The sequence below is a fragment of the Priestia sp. FSL W8-0001 genome (genome assembly GCF_038050335.1).
GTDB classification, from domain to species: Bacteria; Bacillota; Bacilli; order Bacillales; family Bacillaceae_H; genus Priestia; species Priestia flexa.
In genome coordinates, this window is the sequence record NZ_JBBPAL010000001.1 from 2035541 (window position 1) to 2055140 (window position 19600).

The following is a 19600-nucleotide window of genomic DNA, read 5'->3' on the forward strand; positions in this document are numbered from 1 at the left end:
TTCTTAGTTGAAATAGATTAGATTGATGAATTGAAAGCAAAATAAGCACTCAGACTCGAATTTAGTCTAGTTCTCTCACTTCAAAAGGAAGCAATTCTCTTTCAAGCTGAGCTCGATGAGTTTCATACTGCTTAGGCAGCATTAACTTTTCTCCCATTGTTTCTTGTGACTCATCATGTGCAAAACCTGGTGGATCTGTGGCAATTTCAAATAGAATTTCTCCATGTTCTTTAAAGTAAATAGCATTAAAATAGTTTCGATCTCGTACAGCTGTGACTCCATATCCATTACTAGCTACGTGTTTTTGCCATTCTAACTGGTCCTCATCGTTTTCAGCACGCCATGCAATATGGTGAACGGTTCCAACACCCATTTGTCCACGACCGATTGGCGTTAGCTTTAAATCAATGATATTTCCGATATCAGCAGATGATTGAAAACGAATGAAATCTCCTTCCTCACCTACTTTTTCAAGACCCATAACATCCTCTAATAACTTGGCTGTTTCTTCAGGACGAGCAGATAATAATGTTGCTCCCCCAAAGCCTTTAATCGCTACTTCAGGTGTAACCTCACCAAATTGCCACGTGTTTTTTTCACCAGCTTCTCTTTCAACAATTTCTAAATGTAAACCATGGGGATCGTCAAATTCTAAATATTGTTCTCCGAATCGTTCCATCTTTGTTATCGGAATATTAAATTTTGATAATCTCTGCTCCCAAAAATCCATGGCGCCCTTTGGCACTACGTATGAAGTTACACCTACTTGACCATCACCTATTACTCCTTGGCGTGCTCCTGCCCACGGGAAAAAGGTAATAATTGTTCCTGGCTTTCCAGCTTCATCACCAAAGTAAAGATGATACGTACCCGGATCATCAAAATTGACTGTTTGTTTGACTAAGCGTAAACCTAATACACCAGCATAAAAATCAACATTTTCCTGTGGATGACCTACAATCGCTGTAATATGATGGATTCCTGTAGTTTTTTTTGTCATTCTTCATCTCTCCCTTACCATATTTTAATTGTCCTTCATAAAGCAATGGAATATTCAATCTAACCAAAATTACCTAGGTACGCTATATAAAAGATATCCCTTTAATAAACTCAAATGATTAAACTGATAATATCTCGAATTCGAGATATTATCCGAAAATTCATATGTTTAACTTCTAGAGTAACAAAGTATACGTATCTAACTACTTTTAATAAATTATTCTTTACTTTACCATTTTTCCTTTTAGAAGATAAGGGCGTCGATTGCGTAGTATCCTGGACCGATTATAGCAATACTAATAGCAACAACTAATAATGTAAGGTTATATTCATAACCATTTTGTGTTGCCCAGTAGCCGTTTGGACCGTGTACTTTAATAATAGCTATAAACATTGTTCCAGCAATCATAAGAGCCGCAAGAGGTGTAAGAAATCCTACAGCAAATAAAGCACCACCTACAAGTTCTGATAACCCAGCTATCAAGGCCATTCTAACACCTGGTTTCATTCCAATGGACTCAAACCACCCTCCTGTTCCTTTTAATCCATGACCACCAAACCATCCGAATAATTTCTGAGCTCCATGGGCCATAAATGACAATCCAATTACTAAACGAATTAATAATAAACCAATACTAATCATTTTTAATTCCTCCTATTTTTTTATCATTTTATTAACTTTGATGATTATAGTTAGCAATACTGTATTTTGCCTAAAATTCTAATGACAGCTTTTTTCTTCATCACCCAAAGCTATAAAGAAATCTTCAATAACTTTTTGATTTTAAATTTAGAAGCTTTCTGAAAGGTTAAAAACGGTTTCTGCTAAACTTTTATTCAATATCATCACTTTCTACTTCTAATTTTAATTGAATTTATCTTTGATTAAAATATCTTTAATTCGAGATAATTATAAAACGAATATCATTTCATTGTCAATATAAATTTTTATTTATGATGAGAATACCTTAATAAAGCTATGATTCACCGCTTTTTATTGCTTATATTTCCTTCTATGCTCCCTGTTGTATAGTGCCAGAAAACGGACGTCACGAAATTCTTGAAATATGTAGAATAGAACAAGAACAGCTTTCCTTAATTAAAGGTGATATTGATCGTAAGTTATAGATAGACATCTAAAACTATTTCGTTTAAATGTCGCTGCTCATAAAGCTAAAGAAATAAACGTTTATTTTTTATGTAATTAATACTACATATCAATAGTTTGTTGAGTAATTGATAATCAAAGTGATTGGTAATTTTCAACAACAAATCATCTGTTTAAGTAATCTTTATGCTGGCAGCGTTGTACGTTGTACACTGTAAGCTTATAACATACTATGTATTTTTTATTAGTGCTTTTATAAAGTTTATTATGAGATATGACAAGAATATTTTATTAGATATATTTTTATCTATAGAAAAAGGAAGTTTTTGTCTTGATAAATAAAAGCCTCTTGTTGACGAGTTTTTTCTATTTTTACACTCCTTTTGTGTTTCTCTTCCTCTTGTCAATCAAAAACCGTTCGTAAACGTATACTTTCGCGGACAAAATATTTAGATCTATTACAAGATGTTAAAATATTTATTACCATTAACAAAATAAAAAGCTGCCTCGGAGCGTCAGGAGAGGCAGCTTTTTATAAAACTAGATATGAAATGTGTGTGTTAGTAAGTTAAATATAACATATTTTCTTCATGAAAGCGATTTATTATATAAAACAAGCATATGTATAAAAGCTGCATAATTCATGATCTTAACCCTTCTTTTTAAGGGATTCTTTTTGGTTTGGATTCCAGAAAGAATATTATGGTAACTAAAGATGTAATATATTACTTTTCTATACTGGTTACGTGCTTTTTCTTAAGTATAAATTAGTTCTTAAAATCATCTAATCTAGTGAAAAATTCCTGAAGAAAATCATAAAATAACTTTTCCGTTGGAAGTAGTGACCGTTCCTTTGGGGTAATAACCCCTACAGTCCTTGTTACATTTGGTTCAACCAATGGTATTTTAACTGTTGAGCGTGGCAAGCTATCGACTAGCGTGACTTCTGGCATGAGTGTTACACCTAAACCAGCAGAAACTAACCCTTTCAACGCATCGATATCATCCCCCTCAAAGGCAACATTTGGTGTGAAGCCAAGATTCTGACAAGCATTTACAACAATATCTCGAAAGACAAAACCCTCAGGTAATAAAACAAACGGTTCGTCTATTAGTTCTTGAAGTTTTACGGAGGATTCTTTTGCAAGGCGGTGGTGAATTGGCAAAAGAACCACAATATTTTCCGTAAATAAAACTTTTTGTTCAAGTTTTTTTTCTTTGAGAGGAAGTGGACCTATCAGACCAAGATTAAAATCTCCTTTAATCACACCTTCAATTAATTCCTGGTAAAGCGCTTGTTTCAACTGAAATTTTGCTTCCGGATAGCGCAATCTAAATGCATAGATTACAGTTGGTAATGTATACGCTGCTAAACTTATCGGAAAAGTAATGCGTATTGTTCCTTTTTCAGGATCTAAATATTCCTTAACCTCACGTCTCGCATCGTCTATCACATTCATGGCATGTTTCATTCGTTCAAAAAATATTTTTCCAATTGGCGTTAAATGTACCCTCCTTCCTTCTCTGATAAACAAATCAACTTCTAATTCATTTTCTAAATTTACTATTTGTCGACTTACCGAGGATTGTGCTACATGTAAAGAGTGGGCGGCTTCAGTTACGTGTTCGCGTGTAGCCACCTCCATGAAATAACGGATTTGTCTAAAGTCCATTTTATATCCTCCTTATTAGTTAATGCATAAAAAGCATTGATATTATCGTTTCTTTATATTGATTCGATCATTATTTCAATTATAAAATATTTATACTAACAACTCTAAAAAATTACGAAAAATTTTTAAAATTTTCATTATAAATTAATAAATAGGAGACGGATAAGTATGATAACAATTGAAAAAAATCAATCGACGTATACAGAAAGCGTACAAAATTATGTTAATCAAGTATTTGAAACAGTTAAAAAACGAAATCCAAATGAAAGTGAGTTTCATCAGGCGGTCAAAGAAGTATTCGATTCTTTAATACCTGTTCTCGTTAAAAATCCTCAGTATATTAACCAAGCTATTTTGGAGAGAATCGTTGAACCTGAGAGAGTCATCACTTTTCGTGTACCGTGGGTCGATGATCACGGAAATGTTAGAGTAAACCGAGGGTTTCGCGTCCAATATAGCAGCGCACTTGGTCCATATAAGGGTGGGTTAAGATTTCATCCATCTGTCAACGCAAGTATTATTAAATTTTTAGGATTTGAGCAAATTTTTAAAAACTCTTTAACTGGTCAACCAATTGGTGGCGGTAAAGGAGGTGCTGATTTTGATCCTAAAGGAAAATCAGATGGAGAAATAATGCGTTTTTGTCAAAGCTTTATGCTAGAACTTAGCAAATATATCGGACCTGATACGGATGTTCCTGCAGGTGACATTGGTGTAGGAAGTAAAGAAATTGGCTTTTTGTTTGGGCAATATAAAAAAATGCGTAGCACCTTTGAAGCAGGCGTTCTAACAGGAAAAGGCCTTAGTTATGGTGGAAGTTTAGCTCGTAAAGAAGCCACTGGATACGGAACAGTTTACTTTGTTGAAGAAATGTTAAAAGATAATAATCTTAGCTTTGAAGGCAGTACAGTTGTTGTGTCGGGGTCAGGAAATGTCTCAATCTATGCAATTGAAAAAGCGATGCAGCTAGGGGCTAAAGTGGTTGCTTGCAGCGATTCGAATGGTTATATCTATGACAAAAATGGTCTTAACTTAGAGACAATTAAACGCATTAAGGAAATAGAAAAGAAACGTATAAGTACTTATGTAGCTGATCATCCTGAAGCGATTTATGTGGAAAGTTCTAATGGAATTTGGACAGTACCATGTGATATTGCTTTACCATGTGCTACTCAAAATGAAATCGATCAAAACTCTGCAGAATTATTACTTTCCAATGGAGTAAAAGCAATTGGTGAAGGTGCAAATATGCCATCTACATTAGAAGCTGTCGAGATTTTCTTAGAGAACAATATTTTATTTGCCCCTGCTAAAGCGGCAAATGCTGGTGGTGTTTCTGTATCAGCATTAGAAATGGCTCAAAATAGCACTAGGCTTTCTTGGACTTTTGAAGAAGTCGATAGCAAATTACATGCGATTATGAAAAGCATATACCAAAATAGCAAGAAAGCTGCTCAAGAATACAACGCTCCTGGTAATCTTGTCGTAGGTGCAAACATTGCCGGATTTATAAAAGTTGCTGATGCTATGATTGAGCAAGGTGTTATTTGATACTTCATTAGGAGAATATGCTAGTGTGGATATCTTGAATTTAAAGGCTGTTAATAATGGGTGACTTACAGATAGTTTCTACAATTATGATTGCTAGTTTAATTGTACTCTCATGTGCACTCAGTAGAAAAAACCTACTATTAAGTATATAGCGCCTTTAAGTGTAGGAGTGATTAGTGTGGGTGGTGTTATCGTCAGTTTCCTTATTGGAGGATGGGTATGAGAGTAGGGACACTTAGCTTTACTGCTTTTACTTCATCACTTATCTCCCTACTAACTATATCTATAACTGAATCTGTAAAAAGAAAATTCAGTAAATATTATCGTTAACAAAATAAAAAGCCATCCAGTAAATTGCAGGACAGGTGGCTTTTTACTATAAAATGCATGTGCAGACATATAATAACAGATTTTTGCTGAAAATACTATATTTTCTCATGCGAGCATATGTATAAAAGGAGCTCTTTTTATACATTCTCGCTTCTTTCAACTACCCAAAAAACGTAGTCATATCAACGGTGTATAAAAAGATGCATACTCAAGCAAAGGAACCCTTAGCTGAACCCTACTGCCGCAAGGGTTCTTTTGCTTGCTTGGTTCCGGAAAGAGACATTATGTTAACTAAAGATATATGAAGTATACAATATAGAAATTTTGTTACAGTCTTATCCAATAATGAAAATTAATGTTCTACTTGTCTAATACACTCTTTAAATAAACCAATTTTCTATTATAATTTGAATAAGTATTTATTATTTTCGCTAATTTTTTTATTTGTTGGGTTCTTTATTTTATCTATTGTTCATTGTTTAATATAAATAAAGCCTTTAATATTAAATAAGTATCGTATTATTCTAAATCAATATAATACTTATCATCTTCCATGATTTTCTTTAAAAATTCTTCTAAGGAATCTGCGATTTTTATATCATCATAATAAATAGCATTATTTTGCTCTTCACTTATTTCTATTAGTAGCAACGCGCTTTCATTAGCTTCAAAAAATATTAATTTATCCTCTTCAAGATCTTCGTAAACTTCTATATCAGGATAAAATTCAAAATCATTAACTTTTAATCTAGCATCTCTGATGGAAGAAGGCCCCATAATACGATTGATATTATATTCTGATCTTTGAAGGAAGCCATAACCAATCTCTAAAAGAAACTTCTTTAATTCAAAAGGGAACTTTAACCCTAATGTTCCTTCTACCTCTTCAATATCATTTCTACTTACAGGATAAAATTGATTATCTTTTTGATTCTTAACAAAATCGTATCTCATAATTTAATTATCTCCTTTAAATAATTCATTAGCCGGTGATCCCGTACCATGTATACCAGACTGATGCTCATTTGGAAATTTTGCAGGGTGTATATTCCACCATTCATGTTCTCCCCGAAAGCTATTTTCAATTATATGATGTGCATCATATTTATCGCCTTTTCTTCTAACTGGTTCACCTGTATTCTCTGAAATAATATCTTCACTGTAAGTGGGCCATTTTTGTCCCGTTTTTATCTCCCATTCCTCAATGAGCTTGTCTTTAATTTTATTAAATGCCCGTCGATGCTTCCGGGTTTCTATAGGAGAAAGTTTTTGATATTCCTTATTTCTTAACGCTTCTTTAAGCTTCTCTATTTGGTTTTTTGACAGTTTTCTCGATGTTCTCATTTCAACATCTTTAATATATCTCTTTATTAAGTCAGAATTAATTTTGACTCCAGTACCGCTATATCTGTTAGTATTATTTTCTACTACCGAAATCGAATGTGTTGTTTTATCAATTTTTGAATCTTCTTTTAAAGATTCAACCTGGCTATTTTCCATCTTACTAACATGGTTGGGATCCTTCTTCTTTATAAACCTTCCCCTAGCATCACGCCAACGTTTTCCGTCAAAGTAGTCTTTCCCCATAAAATTCATCGTATCTTTAGCCGTACTCTTCAACACATCCCGTACAGTTTGCTGCGCAAAGTCTACACTCACACCCACTGGTGCTTCCTGCGGTAAGAACCTCGGTACTTTCGCATCTAATACAGCATCATACATCTTTTTGGCTTTATCAATACCAGCTGCTGGCATTTTTCGCATCGCCTGCTGAATGTCTTTTCCATATTGAGTAACTTTACTTGTACGAACTACGTTGCGCATATCATTGAACTTTTTCGTAACTGCCTGTGCACCTTTTTCGACAAGCTGAGTGGATGCTTTTGAAGCAAGTAAACCGCCTGCCGCAACCCCAAAGGATTGAAACAAACTAGCCTGCTGCTCTTCTTTAGTAAGCTTATTTCCTAGTAAGTCCTTCCCCATTGTATACTCATACATGCCATTTGTTAAGACAAGTCCATACAATCCTTTTTCTGTTTGTTCAAGCACTTTAAACGCTTTAGGTGTTTGGTAAAGAGCCATTGCATGATGCGCAGCACTCATGCCTTTTGCCGTTTTGTAGATAACGCTGCCTCCTTTTACCGCTCGTCCTGCCCAACCTACGAACGGGATAAATCCAGCTGCTGCCATTGCTCCAGCTGTGACTCGCTGGGTAGCAGACAGTTTTTTATGTGTAACCGGATCGACTCCGTCTGCGGCTCGTTTAAAATCATAGTATCCCGTAAGTTCTCCTGCAATATCCAGGCCTTTTTCATACCACGGCTTATTGGCTTGGATTTGTCTTTGTCTCTCAGCTTCAATGGCTGATTTTCTTTCTTTAATTTCTTGTTTTTGTTCTGCTTTCCCCTCTACATACCCCGTAGCAACTTTATCAATTTGCTGCTGTGTTTCGTATGCTTCGCTATTTTTGTAAGCTTTGGCATCAAAAGTGAGCTGATAAGCGCTGCCGCCTTGAGAAGTCAGCTGTTCCAAACCATTTACACTAAATTGAACGGATTCATAGAAAGAATTTAACATTTCATATTCACTTGAAAGTTGATTATCTAGTTCTTCTACTGCGGTAATAGTTTCTATTCTTTTTTCTCAGCAGCGCTTAGCTCATCTTCAAAGGCCTCTGTGGAAAACGGTGTAATATGTATAATATCTTCAATATTGCTTAAAATCGCTTCAAGTTCAGTGTGCTGCTGTTCGACCATTTGCTTAGAGCGATCATTAGCAACAGCCAGCTCTTGCTCTAAAAACGATACGTCTACAACCGTATCACCTTTTAATTTAGCTTGTTCCGCATAATCTGCAATACTATTAAAATAGGATTGATGTGAAGATACAAGGCTTTCCCAATACGTGACCATATCTACTTGTGATGTATAAAAGCCTTTTATGCTGTCGGCACCTTTCCCTTGAAATTCATGATCCAGTGTAGCCACGGCATGAAGGGCTTTTTTTAATGCATCTAGCTGTTCATCAAATGCTTTGTACGCCTGCACCCTGTCTTTGGCATAAGCTAAAAGCGTACTGGCTTCATATACTTTTCCCATTACATACCCTCTTTTATTTTATGATTAATATATCTTTGGTTTGAGTTTTTCCTCTATTATCCATTATAAAACTGCTAATACACTATCTGAATAGGATAATAATCCCTTTTATAAGCTAGTTGATTCATTAAAAAGGATATAAATTCAAAATAAAAGGGAATAGTCATAGGCACAAATATTTATTTCTAGTTTATATCACGTATAAAAACACTATGCTTTATGGTCAGACTACATTATTCCTAATTGCTTTCTTGTAATTCCACCTAAGTGGAAAGGTAACTTACGGCACACTATCACATCTCAAAGTCCTATCATTCTACAAAAGAAAAGCTACATTCACCAAAAAATGTTGGTCACACTCTGGTCATATTTTGGTCATACACTATAGAAAATCAAGGGAAACTATAGTTCATTTAAATTTTAAAAACCCCCTTGAACCCTTGATATAGAGGTATTTATGAACATAGTAGAAAACTACAGGGAATTTCATTTTCCACGCTGGCAGCGAAGAGGTCAGAAATCCAACCTTCATACAATCCACCACAAAAAAAGAGAAGCCTTCTATAAAAAAGACTTCTCCTTTTTTGTTTTTTTAGCATTATTTTTATACTGCTTATTAGTACCCATCCTTCTACTCAGCTACTAAAGAAACTACCACTCTTCCGTTTTCTTTTATAGTGGTGGAATGTCAACACTAAACTGGACAAAAATTATAAGGGCTGTTGTTTAAATTCAGCAGGCGTTAAATAGGCCAATGTTCCGTGAATTCGAATGTTATTGAACCAATGCACATAATCGTTAAGTTCAAGAGCTAGTTGTTCAAGGGAAGAGAAATGAGCTCCGTTAGCGAACTCTGTCTTAAATACCTTAAATGTCGCTTCAGCTACAGCGTTGTCATAAGGGCATCCTTTCATACTCAGTGATCGTTTGATACCAAACGTATCAAGTGCCGTTGAAATAAGCTTGTTATCAAACTCTTTCCCACGGTCTGTATGAAACATTTTGACATCATTCAAATTCGCTTGGATGCTTGCAATGGCTTGATACACAAGCTCTGCTGTCTTATTCACACCAGCACTATGACCAATGATTTCTCGATTAAAGAGGTCGACAAATAGGCATACATAATGCCACTTTTTTCCGACACGGACGTATGTTAAATCGCTGACTATGACAGCTAACGGTGCTTCTTGTGTAAATTGGCGTTGTAATTCGTTCTTAACAGGAGTTTCATTACAAGTTGATCGATGTGGTTTAAATTGTGCCACAGTGTAGTTTGAAACAAGACCCATTTCGTTCATTAATCGACCAATTCGGCGACGTGAAACTTGCTTGGCTTTAGGTAATTTTGCTAATACTTTTTTGATCTTTCGTGTGCCATAATTATTACGGCTTTCTTTGAAAATACGCATAATTTCTCTAGAAAGCTCTTTATCTTCAGCTTTCTTCGCGCATTCGTTCCTTTCATCGGCATGATAATAATAAGTACTTTTTGGAATATTGAGGACGTCACACATTGCTGATACTGAATATTTGTGAGAATTGTTACGAATCACATTTATTTTCGTCCCATGATCAGCGCTGCTTGCTTTAAAATATCGTTCTCCATCAGTAAACGTTGGTTTTCTTTACGTAATCGAGCAAGTTCATTTTCTTCTTCTGTTCGATTATCTTTCGCAGCGAATGAACCAGATTCAAGATAGTTTTTAATCCAACGATCTAAAGCAGATGGTGTAATATCATATTCTCTGGCAATATCTGCGCGAGATTTGCCATTTTCATAAAGCTTCACTAATTGCAGTTTAAATTCGGGTGTAAAAGTTCGACGTTGACGTGTCATAGTAGCACGCTCCTTAAGTTAATAGTCTAAGTTTACATCCCCTTATTTTATCTGTCCAACTTAGTGTAGCCTATCCATGGTGGTGACCATAACTATCATGACGATCGCGACTTCTTCTATAATCGTCACTACTACTATAGCTCTTGAAAGATTTCGACTTTCTTCTCTTATAATCACTGCTGCTGTAATGCTTATTATTCGTTAATGAATTAAACAGCTTCTTAAACATAAATAGTCACTCCTCATACTCATTTTTAATCGATAAAAATAAAAAAACGCTTTTATCTCTTTAGTAGATAAAAGCGTTTAATTTATAAAGACACACTTTACCTAACTAAAAGCGTAGGCAAAGGTCTTGCTAACAATTAAGATTGCCAACAAAGCCGGAAACTGACTGTTTCGTAATGACGACTGTGTTGTACAGCTACTCCCCTTTGGAGTATTAAGTTTCTTCAATAGTAACGTATAACATTTGTGCAAGTCAATTAATAACTAATACGTTTATTGTTCTCTAAATGTTAATTTAATAGGAGAATATTTTGTATTTGGAATGCTGGGTGTGCTTTTTTGTTGGAGCAAATGAAATTTCTATTTGTTCAATTCGTAAGAGATTAGTGAAAAGTTTCTTTCTGATAGTATACTTATACTAAGTTAATTTTTGTACCGGAACCATAAAACCAATTAAATTGTTTTGTCTTATCTTTTTTATCAAAATTATTAATCTACTAATTAATAAGAACATTGGAAATTATGACATCTTTGTTAACAAGAAGGTATTTCCCTTCTTTACCTCGAAGTAACCTATTTGTAGAAAAAAATGGTAAAGGAGAAAAGCCTTATGCAAAAAATAAAGTCCTCTCTTACAGATCACCTGCGTAATTGTACAAAAGAAATGATGAAAGAGCTAAATGTATCAGGAGCAGCAGTCGCAATCGTAAAAGATGGAGAAATTGTTCTTTCTGAAGGATTTGGATACCGTGACGTTGAAAATAAAAAACCTGTTACACCTAGCACGCTGTTTGCAATCGGCTCATCTACAAAAGCTTTTGGTACACTTTCTCTAAGTTTACTTGCTCAACAACGAAAGTTTGACTGGGATGAACCTGTTCAAACGTATCTTCCAACTTTTTCACTCCATGACCCTCTGATAAGCTCACAAACTACAGCTCGTGATTTAGCTTCCCATCGTTCTGGGGTAAGTCGTCATGAGTTATTATGGTATCAATCTTCATTCACGCGAAAAGAAATTATGGAGAAAATTAAGCACTTAGAGCTTGATGCACCATTTCGCACATCTTTTCTATATAATAATTTAATGTATGTAACTATGAGCTATATGGTAGAAAAAATCACGAACCAAACATGGGAGCAGTATGTAAGTGAGCATATTTTGCAACCTCTTCATATGGAAAATACAAATTTCTCAGTTACTACTTCACAAGAAAATGATAACCACGCACTTCCATACATTGAAAAAGATAAAGATACCGTTAAAATTCCGTTGCGTAACATTGATACGGTTGGTGCTGCGGGATGCATAAACTCAACGATAGAAGATATGGCTAAGTGGATTTTATTTCATTTAAATCAAGGAAAAGCTGGAGAGCATGAACTTATTACACCAAATTTACTGCAGCAAATGTATGAACCGCATATTCCAATTCCTGATGATCCGCTGCTATCTACGTCTGAAACAGCGCTCACTTGCTACGGACTTGGGTGGTTTATTAGTGCGTATCGCGGTTACAAAGTCATTCATCACGGGGGGAACATTGATGGGTTTTCAGCACTCGTCTCTTTTATACCAGAAGAAAATATCGGCCTTGTTATTCTGACAAACGCTGGAACGACTCTACTCCCAACTTACCTTGCAAATCAAATTTATGATGAGATTCTGGAGCTAGATGCAATCGACTGGCATAAAAGATCTGCGGAAGATACAGCTAAGTTTAAAGAAATAATGAAAGAGTTAGATAAACCTTTTCCACAAGTAAAAGAAACAAGCCCTACACATGAATTAAAAGAGTATACAGGAATATTTGAGCACCCTGCATATGGGAAAATTGAAGTTGATATACAAAATGACCTGTTACATTTAAAATGGGGATCCCTTCATACGGAGATGAAACATCATCATTACAATATGTTCACCGTAAAGTGGGATATTTCTTATTCAGAAATGAATTTATTAATTGCATATGAAATGGAAACCGAAGGAAAGCTATCGCAGTTAAAATTAAACTTATCACCAATGCTAAGTGCAAAACCAATTGTATTTACTAAACTCGACGATACGGATACAACGTCATAAAATTAAGTGATGATGTACTAGAAAAACAGGAGTTCAACTTTATGCTTAGGGATGAACCACATGATGAGAGTGACTTAGGTTGGTCTATATTGAGCGGATATGAAGACGACGATTATCTAAGTGACTCTGAAAACTTTCAAATTGTTTCTATCGGAGTTATTTTGAATGTCGATGATTCCATTTTGGACTTTATCCAACAACCACCCTTATGCGTATATGAAAGAAATAATGAAGTTCGTTTTTATAAAAAACTAAAAAGGAGCGGTTTCCACTCCTTTTTACTGTTCGTATTGTCTATGTTAACTTTTTATAAAGCCCGCTTTTATTTCTGTTTTATTAACTCTTCTTCAAAGAAAAAAGTACTTGGATATTTATCCACGATATAAGAGTATCTTTTCATGTTTTTCACATACTGCCCTTTTAAAATTGTCACGGATTCGTTTGATGCTTTTATGCTTACGGTTTCTCCATCCTTAAACATTTTCTCAGCCATAACCGTTCCCCTTTCTTCGATTAAAATCATAAAGTTGTTTATTTGAATTCATAAGTAAAAAAGACTCCGAGGTGGAGTCTTTTTTACTTAATTTAATTATGCTACTTTGTTAACGTTAGCAGCTTGTGCACCACGTGGACCTTGTTCGATGTCAAACGTTACTTTTTGACCTTCGTCTAAAGATTTGAAGCCTTCGCCTTGAATTGAGCTGAAATGTACGAATACATCTTCGCCGCCTTCAACTTCGATAAAGCCAAAACCTTTCTCTGCATTAAACCATTTTACTGTACCTTGTTCCATAATATTGCCTCCTGCTGTGGAATAATCCACATATGTATTACTACCCTTGTCCAACCATACTATCTTAAGATTGAAATTTCGATGGAACAGATTTCTTTTCTCTTGATTCTATACCGAACAAAAATAATTAACTTAATTTTATCATATAAAAGTTACTATAGCAAATGCAGAAAAGAAGAAAGAGCCCTATGACATTCGCTAAAAGATGATATCTTGTCATTTTCATCTCTAAACAAAACTGATTCACTAAAGAATTAGCTCTAACCAGCAACAGGAGGTTTTTAAGCTATTTTAAAACCTTTTTAGACATTGAAAATAAATGCATGTTGTTCTATAAGGAAGATAACTACCTACAGCATATAAGAAGCTTCCTAATAGAGAAATCCCACCGATTCCAAACCAAGACAAATCTAAAATAAAGCCTACCGTTACGATAAAAAATGTTCCAATAAAGGGGAATGCACTCCCTTCAATAAACAAGGAAAGAAGGACACCCCAGATTCCCCACTCTTCTACAAGGTTTATTATGGTTTCAGTCATACTCTCTTCTCCAACTATTTTTTGTATGTACTTAAGTATAGAGAAGCATTAAATGTTCAAACAGCTGCTGGAGAATCAATTTCAACTACGTCTTAGGTCTTACCGAGAGTTTAATGGTTAGGCGGATCAACACTTGAATCTACTTACATCCGAAAAAGAACCGCTAGCTATTTATATCTTTCAGCTATTCTTGTTTCTATGTTGGAACACAATGAATACTGTTTTCGTTGAAGGCTAGTTGTGGAACAGTTAACAGCTCAGCTTGCATGGTAGAAGATGAAGGTAGTAGAAGAAATAAATTAAGTGGTGCTTCTTAATGAAAGTTTTTCTATGCTCTCAGCTCGTAATTAAAAAGCTGCTGTAAGTAAAAGTTTTCCGTTTCTGCTCTCTTGCCAGCCAGGTACTCTTCTAACCCGACTTCCGTTAATCGAACAACTCCCTCACTTTTTACGCCAGGCATTTCTTTTCCAATGTCCATCACCATGACTAAATTATAATGAGAAGGCGTTACGAGATAGCGTGCAACCGTCACATCTTTTCGTTTTCCTACATGACCATAGCGTAATACGACTTTCCAATACTTCCATTCCATAAAAGCCCCTCCTCAAAATTTTAGTGTGTTTTCAGTTTTTCATCGTTGAGATTGAAAATTTCATTTTTGGAACCGAAATATATTTCAGAAAATTCAATCTTTTAATGGTTAATTCCATTATAAACCAAAAGCCTTATTATCTCAATAAATAATCACGAAATGATATAACAGAAATATGTATAAAAGAAAGTTTTTTGGCCTTTCTTTATGAAAAACCCATCACCTGAACAAGGTAATGGGTTCTTTTCTAACTATAGTATTCTCTCAATTATAAACCGATTCCTTCTCACTCAAGCCAAGCGTATGGGAAGTTGAAGCATAAATCTTCTCGAAAAACGCCGGATTGTCAGAAAGCGACATGCCGTATGATGGAATCATTTCTTTAATTTTTGACTCCCAAGCGTTCATTTGATCTGGGAAGCATTTTTCTAATACTTCAAGCATGACGTGAACAGCGGTTGAAGCTCCAGGTGATGCACCTAGAAGCGCAGCTACCGTTCCGTCTGAAGAGCTTACAACTTCTGTACCAAATTGAAGCGTTCCTCTTCCGCCAGCTTCCGTGTCTTTAATAACCTGTACGCGCTGACCAGCTACAACAATATCCCAGTCTTCTCCTTTTGCATCTGGAATAAATTCACGAAGCTCTTCCACACGCTTTTCATTAGACAACATAACCTGTTGAATTAAGTATTTTGTAAGGGCCATTTCTTTAACCCCAGCAGCAAGCATTGTTAAAATATTGTTTGGCTTCACTGAGCCAATAAGATCTAAATTCGAACCTGTTTTTAAGAATTTTGGTGAGAACCCGGCAAATGGTCCAAACAGCAGCGCTTTTTTGTTTCCAATATAACGCGTGTCTAAGTGAGGTACTGACATCGGTGGTGCACCCACTTTTGCTTTTCCATACACTTTTCCATGATGCTGCTCGATAACCTCCGGGTTGTTACAGACCATGAAGAGTCCACTTACTGGGAATCCACCGATACGCTTTGACTCAGGAATACCTGTTTTTTGTAAAAGCGGTAAGCTCCCTCCACCAGCTCCAATAAAGACGAACTTAGCTTGATGGTATTCAGTTAAACCCGTATTTAAGTTTTGAACTTTAAGCTCCCAAAGTCCATCGCTTGTACGTTTAATGTTTTTTACGCTATGTCGATAGTTAAGCTCTACGTTTTTTGTTTTCAAATGATCAAATAGCATGCGCGTTAAAGAACCAAAATTGACGTCTGTCCCCTCATCAATTTTAGTTGCCGCGATTGGTTCAGTTACCTTACGACCATTCATAATAAGTGGCACCCAATCTTTTAACTTGTTTGGGTCATCTGAAAATTCCATTCCTTTAAATAGCGGATTCTTTGAAAGCGCTTCAAAACGCTTCTTCAGAAAGGAAACATTTTGGTCACCTTGTACTAGGCTCATATGTGGAATCGGCATGATAAAGTCTTTAGGATTACCAATTAAGTTACTATTTACGAGATAAGACCAGAACTGCCTTGATAGCTGAAACTGTTCATTAATATTTACTGCCTTTGTAATATCGATAGATCCATCTGCTTTTTCAGATGTGTAGTTAAGCTCACATAATGCAGAGTGCCCCGTTCCTGCATTATTCCATTCGTTTGAACTTTCTTCTCCCGCGTCTGTCAGTGACTCAAATACTTTAATTTTCCACTCAGGTGCCAGCTCTTTGAGTAACGACCCTAAAGTCGCGCTCATAATGCCGGCGCCTATTAAGATAACGTCTGTTTTTGTCTGTACGTTGCTCATGATAACCTTCCCCATCCCCTAAATTTTCAAAAAAGATGTAGATGTTCCCCTTCTTAATCAGCTAAACCGAGATGCGATGTAGGAACCTATCTTTTTCGTCACTACTATAACTATATCACAGTCTAATTGTATGATGATTAGAAACTATTCAAAAGTGATGAAAAAGTAAAAAAATTTCGCATCTAAAACACCGAAATCACTTTTAAATAGAGTGTTGATAATAATATCATACTACAACTGTAGCATCTTTTTCCAAACATTTTAATAAGTAAAACGTCTTTTATGTGCATTTTGTTCATTTTATTCACTAGATTTTGTCTTTATCTAGCAATATCCTACATAATCAGGTATAATATAGAAAATATTAACAACAGAGGTTTTGTATGAATGAATTAAATATTGATATCGCCTCCCTATTTAGCGTATTCACAAGGGCATGGTCGCTCCACTCTAGCTCAAAATGGACGAAAGAAAATCCAGCCAAAGGTCAGTGTGGGGTCACATCTTTAGTAATCCACGACTTGTTTGGAGGAGATATTGTAAAAACACCCGCTGCTGAAGGTTGGCACTTCTACAATCGGATTAATGATGAATACTACGACCTAACCGCTTCGCAGTTTAATCAACCTATATCGTATCAGCATATTCCTTCAAGTCGCAGTGAAGCTTTTCAAGATACAAATGCCCAACAGTATGTCTACTTGAAAGAACAGGTTAAAATAAACCTTCTACATAAATGAGGTGAAGTAAGTGAATGATGTTCCTATTATCCAAGGTGAAAAAGTAATACTTCGTCAACCCATTGATCGTGACGTTGATGATTATCTTCAAATAGAAACACATCCAGAGCTCGTCCGTATGTATGGCGGTACCTCATCCGATATTCAGCCCAAAACAAGAGAGCGTGCATTAAAATTTGTCGAAGCTATTCGTAAAAACAAACTTGAATGGTGCGTAGAATATAACGGCCGCTTCGTTGGTCAAGCCAGACTTATGATGAATGAATACGACAACCGTGCCCGCTACGCGATTAGCTTATTTGATCCGTCTGTTAAATTATTTAGATGATGTAGACATTTCAAATGAGCAAGGGGTGGTAGTTTCAAACGGCGCAATCTCGAAATCTGGTTATGGTGACGGAATGTATGAGGTAAAAGTAAAATATAATTGATTAAAAGAGATTGTTGGAGTGATGATTGTTTTTGAAGATGAGGAATAACGTTCTTCATCTTCTCACAGGCTAGCACCCGTGTTTCTTTTTTACTACGCGTTAACAAACCAAAAAGGAAGATAAACATTATCGTCCTTTTTGGTAATACTCGCTTACTGATTATGTATATGTTATTCGCTTTGCTTTTTAGGTGATGTTTGCAACTTTTCCAATGACTCAATCTGTTTATCAATTCCACCTAAATCCTGCTCGATATTTGTTTTTAAACTATCGAAACGCTCCGAAATATCTTTTTTCATTCTCTCTAATTCTGCAATAATATCTTTCATCTTTTCTCCTCCGCTTTTCGTCAGTCTAACTCAACGTTTTTTGCGCTGATTCGAAATAATAAACCCGTAACTAGAAAAAGAACCGTTATGCTAAGAAATAAAACTCCTGCCAGTATTTGAAAGGGGTCGCTTCCTAAATGACTAAACGGATAAGGACCATTAATAACCCAGATATACCGGTCATAATCACTGTGAATAAAGCGATATAATAACAGCGGGCTTATTAAAAAGCATCCACCTAAGAGAAAAAACAAATTTGCAAAACTATTATAAAGAGCTTTCATTATGGTGCTGTCACCTTACAATCATTTGCTTTTCCACTTCTACTATCCATTTTTTCTATATAATGGCTTATCATTTAGTATTTTACAATCTTAGCATAAGTTTCTCATGCGCAGTATGATTCGATTGAACCATATCATCTTACTGTGATAAGTAGTTCAATTCCCTTTTGTAAACTTAAACATACTAGCCAGCACATGATACCTATTGCTATAGCAGCTATAAGCGGAAGGTGATGTTTCAATGCGATGAAGACACCAGCAAGCATGACGATAGTCGCAGGCAAGCCAATGTGATAACACCCCATATAAACTGCTGAAGCTGATCGGATGATTGCCCTTGAACAGTTAATCATACTACGCTGTGAAAGCTCTTAAATGATAAAGAAATAAGTGCCAAAAATAAGCGAAATAATAATGACAAATACACCGAGAAGTACCATGCTGATGACGGCTGGGCGGAATGTTTGACTGTTAATGGCTTCAATCTTTCTCACATATGCCACAGCTGAAACAATAATCGTAACAATTCCTACTCCTACAGATAAAATGCCAATGATTGTTGCAAGTTGATCACCAAGCGGAGATAGTGTAGCTCGCATTGTAAAGTGTAGATTTGTTACTAAAAAACCCACACCAATAATTGAAATAGCCGTTCGAAGCCAAGCTAGAAACGTTCGTTCATTCGCGAGATGCTGCTGAATATACTTTGAATCTTTCGTTGTTTCTTTAGCTTTTATATCTTGATTACTCATCTCATCCCTCCTCCGTTTGATTATCCTAGTAGCTTTAGTTTTTCTTGGGCTTGTTTATTAAATTCATTTTATCGTTTTCTATTTCCTGATTCATATTAATTCCAAGCATTCATTCCGCCTTTAACATTTGTAATGTGATTGAAGCCTTTCTTTTTAAGAAGCTTGCATGCTGCTTTACTTCTCATCCCGCTTTGACAAATAACAATAACTTCTTTGTCTTTTAATAAGCTGCTTGTATTTTGGTCAAGCTGTTGAAGAGGAATATTCGTAAATCCTCGAATTTTATTCCCTCGAAACTCTCCCGGTGTACGAACATCAATATATTGTTTATTGCGATCGTTTAGTTCTTGTTTTAAGGTTGCTGTTGAAATTTCTCTAATTCCTTTTGTGGGAAAGAATTGCTTCACCATGAAAAAAGTAAACAGTGCTACGACTATATAAAATACATAATCCATTTTTCAG

19 protein-coding genes and 1 pseudogene are annotated in these 19600 nt (G+C 35.5%); 5 read left to right on the plus strand and 15 right to left on the minus strand.

The window, feature by feature from the left end; translation table 11 throughout:
* Positions 1 to 61: 61 nt before the first annotated feature.
* The 3 genes from MKZ18_RS10745 to MKZ18_RS10755 all read right to left on the minus strand — a co-directional run bounded on the left by MKZ18_RS10745 (position 62) and on the right by MKZ18_RS10755 (position 3780).
* The gene (locus tag MKZ18_RS10745; protein WP_025911258.1) at positions 62 to 1000 is read right to left on the minus strand and encodes a ring-cleaving dioxygenase; all 939 of its coding nucleotides are present in this window, start codon (positions 998 to 1000) and stop codon (positions 62 to 64) included.
* Positions 1001 to 1243: 243 nt separating this feature from the next.
* Positions 1244 to 1642: a DoxX family protein gene (locus MKZ18_RS10750; RefSeq protein ID WP_061785131.1), complete on the minus strand. Its 399-nt coding sequence runs from the start codon at positions 1640 to 1642 to the stop codon at positions 1244 to 1246.
* A gap of 1232 nt (positions 1643 to 2874) precedes the next feature.
* Positions 2875 to 3780 carry a LysR family transcriptional regulator gene (locus MKZ18_RS10755; RefSeq protein ID WP_144594159.1) on the minus strand — a complete coding sequence of 302 codons (906 nt, stop codon included), beginning with the start codon at positions 3778 to 3780 and terminating at the stop codon, positions 2875 to 2877.
* 168 nt (positions 3781 to 3948) lie between these two features.
* Here MKZ18_RS10755 and gdhA point away from each other — a divergent pair, with 168 nt between their 5' ends.
* A complete protein-coding gene (gene gdhA / locus MKZ18_RS10760; protein ID WP_076513662.1) occupies positions 3949 to 5331 on the plus strand; it encodes an NADP-specific glutamate dehydrogenase in 1383 nt (460 codons plus the stop codon).
* 849 nt (positions 5332 to 6180) lie between these two features.
* Here gdhA and MKZ18_RS10765 read toward each other — a convergent pair.
* The 4 genes from MKZ18_RS10765 to MKZ18_RS10780 all read right to left on the minus strand — a co-directional run bounded on the left by MKZ18_RS10765 (position 6181) and on the right by MKZ18_RS10780 (position 10599).
* Entirely contained in the window at positions 6181 to 6615 is a 435-nt protein-coding gene (locus tag MKZ18_RS10765; RefSeq protein WP_013083517.1) for an SMI1/KNR4 family protein, read from the minus strand.
* Between the two features lie 3 nt (positions 6616 to 6618).
* Positions 6619 to 8238, minus strand: a complete 1620-nt coding sequence (locus tag MKZ18_RS10770; protein ID WP_144594158.1) for a pre-toxin TG domain-containing protein — start codon at positions 8236 to 8238, stop codon at positions 6619 to 6621.
* A 53-nt stretch (positions 8239 to 8291) separates the two neighbouring features.
* Positions 8292 to 8759 (minus strand): T7SS effector LXG polymorphic toxin, encoded by a 468-nt coding sequence (locus MKZ18_RS10775; RefSeq protein ID WP_144594157.1) that lies wholly within the window; start codon positions 8757 to 8759, stop codon positions 8292 to 8294.
* Between the two features lie 710 nt (positions 8760 to 9469).
* Positions 9470 to 10599 (minus strand): IS3 family transposase gene (locus MKZ18_RS10780; protein WP_318757758.1). Its coding sequence is split into 2 segments (ribosomal slippage): positions 9470 to 10320 and positions 10320 to 10599, totalling 1131 coding nucleotides; the frame shifts between segments, so codons are not numbered across the junction.
* Between the two features lie 838 nt (positions 10600 to 11437).
* Between MKZ18_RS10780 and MKZ18_RS10785 the strand changes: the two genes are divergently transcribed.
* Together MKZ18_RS10785 and MKZ18_RS10790 are read left to right on the plus strand one after the other, a co-directional pair.
* The gene (locus MKZ18_RS10785) at positions 11438 to 12910 is read left to right on the plus strand and encodes a serine hydrolase (RefSeq protein WP_061785128.1); all 1473 of its coding nucleotides are present in this window, start codon (positions 11438 to 11440) and stop codon (positions 12908 to 12910) included.
* A gap of 2 nt (positions 12911 to 12912) precedes the next feature.
* A pseudogene (locus MKZ18_RS10790) lies at positions 12913 to 13158 on the plus strand (immunity protein Imm33 domain-containing protein); the annotation flags it as partial.
* Between the two features lie 74 nt (positions 13159 to 13232).
* On the opposite strand, the gene MKZ18_RS10795 reads toward MKZ18_RS10790, so the two are convergent.
* From MKZ18_RS10795 to MKZ18_RS10815, 5 genes are all read right to left on the minus strand, one after another.
* Positions 13233 to 13403, minus strand: a complete 171-nt coding sequence (locus MKZ18_RS10795; protein ID WP_165932551.1) for a hypothetical protein — start codon at positions 13401 to 13403, stop codon at positions 13233 to 13235.
* A 96-nt stretch (positions 13404 to 13499) separates the two neighbouring features.
* Complete coding sequence (locus MKZ18_RS10800) at positions 13500 to 13703, minus strand: cold-shock protein (RefSeq protein WP_025911266.1); 204 nt, start codon at positions 13701 to 13703, stop codon at positions 13500 to 13502.
* Between the two features lie 291 nt (positions 13704 to 13994).
* Positions 13995 to 14243, minus strand: a complete 249-nt coding sequence (locus MKZ18_RS10805; protein WP_061785127.1) for a hypothetical protein — start codon at positions 14241 to 14243, stop codon at positions 13995 to 13997.
* A gap of 328 nt (positions 14244 to 14571) precedes the next feature.
* Positions 14572 to 14835 carry a hypothetical protein gene (locus tag MKZ18_RS10810; protein WP_025911268.1) on the minus strand — a complete coding sequence of 88 codons (264 nt, stop codon included), beginning with the start codon at positions 14833 to 14835 and terminating at the stop codon, positions 14572 to 14574.
* Between the two features lie 264 nt (positions 14836 to 15099).
* On the minus strand, positions 15100 to 16602 hold the full coding sequence (locus MKZ18_RS10815) for a malate:quinone oxidoreductase (RefSeq protein ID WP_144594156.1): 1503 nt from the start codon (positions 16600 to 16602) through the stop codon (positions 15100 to 15102).
* Between the two features lie 383 nt (positions 16603 to 16985).
* Here MKZ18_RS10815 and MKZ18_RS10820 point away from each other — a divergent pair, with 383 nt between their 5' ends.
* Both MKZ18_RS10820 and MKZ18_RS10825 read left to right on the plus strand, forming a co-directional pair.
* Complete coding sequence (locus MKZ18_RS10820) at positions 16986 to 17342, plus strand: YunG family protein (protein WP_061785125.1); 357 nt, start codon at positions 16986 to 16988, stop codon at positions 17340 to 17342.
* 10 nt (positions 17343 to 17352) lie between these two features.
* Complete coding sequence (locus tag MKZ18_RS10825) at positions 17353 to 17670, plus strand: GNAT family N-acetyltransferase (RefSeq protein WP_144594155.1); 318 nt, start codon at positions 17353 to 17355, stop codon at positions 17668 to 17670.
* A 273-nt stretch (positions 17671 to 17943) separates the two neighbouring features.
* Here MKZ18_RS10825 and MKZ18_RS10830 read toward each other — a convergent pair whose 3' ends face one another.
* The 3 genes from MKZ18_RS10830 to MKZ18_RS10840 all read right to left on the minus strand — a co-directional run bounded on the left by MKZ18_RS10830 (position 17944) and on the right by MKZ18_RS10840 (position 19593).
* A complete protein-coding gene (locus MKZ18_RS10830) occupies positions 17944 to 18102 on the minus strand; it encodes a hypothetical protein (RefSeq protein ID WP_153301160.1) in 159 nt (52 codons plus the stop codon).
* Between the two features lie 655 nt (positions 18103 to 18757).
* Positions 18758 to 19138 carry a YidH family protein gene (locus MKZ18_RS10835; protein ID WP_035321257.1) on the minus strand — a complete coding sequence of 127 codons (381 nt, stop codon included), beginning with the start codon at positions 19136 to 19138 and terminating at the stop codon, positions 18758 to 18760.
* 95 nt (positions 19139 to 19233) lie between these two features.
* Complete coding sequence (locus MKZ18_RS10840; RefSeq protein ID WP_061785122.1) at positions 19234 to 19593, minus strand: rhodanese-like domain-containing protein; 360 nt, start codon at positions 19591 to 19593, stop codon at positions 19234 to 19236.
* Between the last annotated feature and the right edge of the window lie 7 nt (positions 19594 to 19600).

Bases quoted from the DNA above. Each gene is read 5' to 3' on its own strand.
- MKZ18_RS10745 (WP_025911258.1), bottom strand. From the start codon at position 1,000: ATGACAAAAAAAACTACAGGAATCCATCATATTACAGCGATTGTAGGT.
- MKZ18_RS10750 (WP_061785131.1), bottom strand. From the start codon at position 1,642: ATGATTAGTATTGGTTTATTATTAATTCGTTTAGTAATTGGATTGTCA.
- MKZ18_RS10755 (WP_144594159.1), bottom strand. From the start codon at position 3,780: ATGGACTTTAGACAAATCCGTTATTTCATGGAGGTGGCTACACGCGAA.
- gdhA (WP_076513662.1), top strand. From the start codon at position 3,949: ATGATAACAATTGAAAAAAATCAATCGACGTATACAGAAAGCGTACAA.
- MKZ18_RS10765 (WP_013083517.1), bottom strand. From the start codon at position 6,615: ATGAGATACGATTTTGTTAAGAATCAAAAAGATAATCAATTTTATCCT.
- MKZ18_RS10770 (WP_144594158.1), bottom strand. From the start codon at position 8,238: ATGTTAAATTCTTTCTATGAATCCGTTCAATTTAGTGTAAATGGTTTG.
- MKZ18_RS10775 (WP_144594157.1), bottom strand. From the start codon at position 8,759: ATGGGAAAAGTATATGAAGCCAGTACGCTTTTAGCTTATGCCAAAGAC.
- MKZ18_RS10785 (WP_061785128.1), top strand. From the start codon at position 11,438: ATGCAAAAAATAAAGTCCTCTCTTACAGATCACCTGCGTAATTGTACA.
- MKZ18_RS10795 (WP_165932551.1), bottom strand. From the start codon at position 13,403: ATGGCTGAGAAAATGTTTAAGGATGGAGAAACCGTAAGCATAAAAGCA.
- MKZ18_RS10800 (WP_025911266.1), bottom strand. From the start codon at position 13,703: ATGGAACAAGGTACAGTAAAATGGTTTAATGCAGAGAAAGGTTTTGGC.
- MKZ18_RS10805 (WP_061785127.1), bottom strand. From the start codon at position 14,243: ATGACTGAAACCATAATAAACCTTGTAGAAGAGTGGGGAATCTGGGGT.
- MKZ18_RS10810 (WP_025911268.1), bottom strand. From the start codon at position 14,835: ATGGAATGGAAGTATTGGAAAGTCGTATTACGCTATGGTCATGTAGGA.
- MKZ18_RS10815 (WP_144594156.1), bottom strand. From the start codon at position 16,602: ATGAGCAACGTACAGACAAAAACAGACGTTATCTTAATAGGCGCCGGC.
- MKZ18_RS10820 (WP_061785125.1), top strand. From the start codon at position 16,986: ATGAATGAATTAAATATTGATATCGCCTCCCTATTTAGCGTATTCACA.
- MKZ18_RS10830 (WP_153301160.1), bottom strand. From the start codon at position 18,102: ATGAAAGATATTATTGCAGAATTAGAGAGAATGAAAAAAGATATTTCG.
- MKZ18_RS10835 (WP_035321257.1), bottom strand. From the start codon at position 19,138: ATGAGTAATCAAGATATAAAAGCTAAAGAAACAACGAAAGATTCAAAG.
- MKZ18_RS10840 (WP_061785122.1), bottom strand. From the start codon at position 19,593: ATGGATTATGTATTTTATATAGTCGTAGCACTGTTTACTTTTTTCATG.